Source organism: Myroides sp. C15-4 (genome assembly GCF_050522745.1).
GTDB lineage: Bacteria > Bacteroidota > Bacteroidia > Flavobacteriales > Flavobacteriaceae > Flavobacterium.
Genome location: NZ_JBMVQX010000072.1, coordinates 1 through 3346, shown reverse-complemented (window position 1 = coordinate 3346; position 3346 = coordinate 1). Strand labels below are relative to the sequence as shown.

Genomic DNA, 3346 nt, shown 5'->3' with positions numbered 1-3346 from the left:
TATCAATTATTTAAACGTTAATAAATACTAAGGTACTAAATCATCGCAGCGAAAGCTACCGGAGGTTTAGTTCAACAGTGTATTGGCAAAAGACGGGGTGAATATTGTCTTTGAGAATTCAGTTAACAATATCCGCAAAAATGCTTTTCATATTTCTTTTTTTAGTAATTTAGAAATCTGAAAAAGCATTTTGCTCAGGTTCGGTCTTCCTTTGAAATTGTCAGCAAAGTAGCCCGTCCTTCGCCAATACTTTTTCCGTTGTGTGCAATTTTGCGAGAAACCGATAATATAGAATGTTCCGAACTAAAAACATAATTACCATTCAACATCCTGAATCTATTCATCATACAAACGGAATGATTGGTTCTTGGACTGATTGGGAATTGAGTAAAAAAGGAATTCAACAAGCTAAAAACATTGCATTTAATCTTAATAAAGAAATAGAAAATAAAAAGTTTTCTATCTATTCATCAACACTCAAAAGGACAAAACAAACTGCTGAAATTATCGCAGAACAATTCAACCTAAATCCAATTTTCACAGAGTCGCTTAAAGAAAGAAGTTTAGGAAAAGCAATAGGAAAATCGGTTAAATGGCTGAAAGAGAACATTGAAAATGAAGAGCTGACAATTTATGACAAATGTTTCAGTGACGCTGAATCTAGATTTGATGTTTGGCAAAGACTTCTGCCTTTCTACAAAGAAATAATAAATAATGATGAAGAAAATATTATAATTGTTTCTCACGGAGATACATTAAGTGTATTTAATGTTATGTGGCTTGAATTAGACGTGAAAAATCTCAACAAAATTGACTTATATGGAATTAGTGGAGGTGTTTCTTTTTTAAGCCAAACAACACACGGAAAAAGAATTATAAAAAGATTGAGCGATACTTCTTTTTTAACATACTAACAAAAAAACTAAGAACTAAACACTAGAAAAATAATGACAATAATTAGAAAAATGGAAGATAAAGATGTTCTATTTTTAGCTGACATTTGGCTAAACACATCTATAATAGCTCACGATTTTATACCAAAAGATTATTGGATAAATAACAAGTCTTTAATGATTAAAAAATATCTTCCAAATTCAGAAGTTTATGTAGCAGAGGAAACTAATAATATTTTAGGATTTATTGCATTAAGTGAAAATTATATTGCATCAATTTTTGTAGATATAGAACAACAAGGAAAAGGAATTGGAACTTTACTTTTAAATTATGCTAAAAATTTGCGAACGGAATTAAAATTAAACGTTTACCAAAAAAATGAGAAAAGTGTAAGCTTTTATAAATCCAAAGACTTCATAATCTTATCGGAATCAATAGACCAACCAACTTTAGAGAAGGAATATGTTATGCAATGGAATAATTCTAAAAAATAAAACTGCACACAATAACTAAGCTTTCGTCTTGCCCGGAGGGCACGAGATGAAAGCCCGTTGAACGGAACCGTAGGGAGCTTAATACGTATTATGGAGTTTTCGAAGTGCAGTTTTAAGATATACAAGCAGTAATTTTACGATTACTGCTTTTTTTGTGTTTGTTTCTATTTTTTTACATTGTTTTTCGAAACAACCAAACACAAGTTCCCTTACCCATAAAAGTTAATTCACAGGCGCAAGTTTACTTCCGATAAGGTAGGCTTTCGGTGGTCCTCTTTGCCCAAAAACATGCAAGGTGATCAGATTGCCGACTTTACAACAATAGCATTTTTTATGTTGGGTTTTGGGCTCAATTATTGGGCGTACAACTTTTAAATCTTTTTGCAATTGTTGGAGTTTTCCGCGTTTCCAACTGCTGCTTAAAATACCGTAATGGCGTATGCGCACAAAGCGTTTAGGCAGAATATGTAAGCTAAATCGCCTTGTGAACTCTTCGTTTTTTAAGGTGAGTTGCTTGGTTTTACTTCCGCCTTTATAATCTTTATAGTTGATGGTAACTTCTTGATTTGTTACATTTTTAATCCGATGATTGCTGATGGCAACTTTATGGGTGTATCTTCCTAAATATTCGATTACTTGTTTGGGACCTCCAAATGGGCGTTTGGCATAAACCACCCAATTTTTATCAAATAAACTTTGCAAAACATGAGCATCGGCAAGCTTTTCTTTACGTAACAAGGCAACAAATTTTGCTCGAAAAACCTTGCTTAACGCTTTTACTGCAAATAAGTATTTATCGGTTTTTATCTTGCGTTTCCATTTACCGTTGGCATCAATTCCACCACCAGGAATAATGCAGTGTAAATGTGGATGTAAACTTAAATTTTGTCCCCAGGTATGTAAAATCGCAATCATTCCTAGTTGCAAACCTTCCGTTTTTCCGAATTGATTTAATGTCGACCAAACAGAATCAAACAAGATTTTATAAACGATTTTTGGATGTGCAATCGCTAATCCATTAAGCGAATCTGGAAGGGTAAAAACCAAATGATAGTACGAACAAGGCAACAAATCCTGCTCACGTGCCTGAATCCATTCTTCACGTTTATGACCTTGACATTTCGGGCAATGCCTATTGCGACAACTGTTGTAACTAATACTAATGTTGCCACAAGCATCACAAGCATCTACATGTCCGCCCAAAGCAGCAGTTCGGCACAAAGTCAATGCTCTTAACGTTTTTTCTTGATGAACGGTAAAGTTTTGGTTGGACAAATCGACTTTTCTCAGCACATCGGCTACTTCCCACTGCGGCTGCATAAAGCAAAAACGGTATCTAGTGGGCTGTGTACTTTTTGATTTTCGAGCTGACAAACATGCAAGTATTCCATCGTGGTTTCCACACGCTCATGACCCATCAGTTTCTGAACCTGAAGAATATTCACCCCATCTTCTAACAAATGCGTAGCGTAGCTGTGGCGCAACGTGTGCGTATGCACGTCTTTTAAAATTCCAGCTTTTTTACAAACCGATTGAATCGCCCATTGAACCCCACGTTGGCTGTATCGCGAATCAAAACCTTTGGCATCTTTGGTGTTGCCTGTAAATAAAAATGTGGTAGGATGTTCAACCGAAATATATTTTTTAATCCCTCGAATGAGATGATCCGATAAAGGAACATAACGATCTTTTTTGCCTTTACTTTGAACGATATGCAGTAGTTTTCTATCAAAATCTAGGTGTTTCAATTCGATATTTCTAACTTCCATACAACGCAAACCACAGCCGTAAATCAATCCAATTAAAATGCGATGTTTGAGTAAATCGGCATGTTGAAGCATCTTCCAAATCTCTTCTCGACTCAGAATTACAGGAAGTTTCTTTTCTTTAGGAATCGATGGTAAATGAAGATGATCGTAAGGTAAATTCTCTGTTTTTAAAAGAAATCGAAGTCCGTA

Annotated in this window: 4 protein-coding genes; 2 read left to right on the top strand and 2 right to left on the bottom strand. The window is 34.8% G+C overall.

Annotation, left to right across the window (positions count from 1 at the left end):
- Positions 1-293 precede the first annotated feature (293 nt).
- The gene (locus ACPDHL_RS16045; RefSeq protein ID WP_010256684.1) at positions 294-914 is read left to right on the top strand and encodes a histidine phosphatase family protein; all 621 of its coding nucleotides are present in this window, start codon (positions 294-296) and stop codon (positions 912-914) included.
- Positions 915-965: 51 nt separating this feature from the next.
- Positions 966-1388, top strand: a complete 423-nt coding sequence (locus ACPDHL_RS16040) for a GNAT family N-acetyltransferase (RefSeq protein ID WP_207760142.1) — start codon at positions 966-968, stop codon at positions 1386-1388.
- 222 nt (positions 1389-1610) lie between these two features.
- Here the strand turns inward: ACPDHL_RS16040 and ACPDHL_RS16035 are convergent, their stop codons facing one another.
- Positions 1611-2708, bottom strand: a complete 1098-nt coding sequence (locus tag ACPDHL_RS16035) for an IS91 family transposase (protein ID WP_010256768.1) — start codon at positions 2706-2708, stop codon at positions 1611-1613.
- On the bottom strand, positions 2687-3346 hold a 660-nt coding region (locus ACPDHL_RS16030; protein ID WP_286382964.1), incomplete at its 5' end, for a tyrosine-type recombinase/integrase. The genes ACPDHL_RS16030 and ACPDHL_RS16035, both read right to left, overlap by 22 nt.

What these genes read in the sequence shown, in the direction of transcription:
- ACPDHL_RS16045 (WP_010256684.1), top strand. Translation starts at nt 294, where the DNA reads ATGTTCCGAACTAAAAACATAATTACCATTCAACATCCTGAATCTATT.
- ACPDHL_RS16040 (WP_207760142.1), top strand. Translation starts at nt 966, where the DNA reads ATGGAAGATAAAGATGTTCTATTTTTAGCTGACATTTGGCTAAACACA.
- ACPDHL_RS16035 (WP_010256768.1), bottom strand. Translation starts at nt 2,708, where the DNA reads ATGCAGCCGCAGTGGGAAGTAGCCGATGTGCTGAGAAAAGTCGATTTG.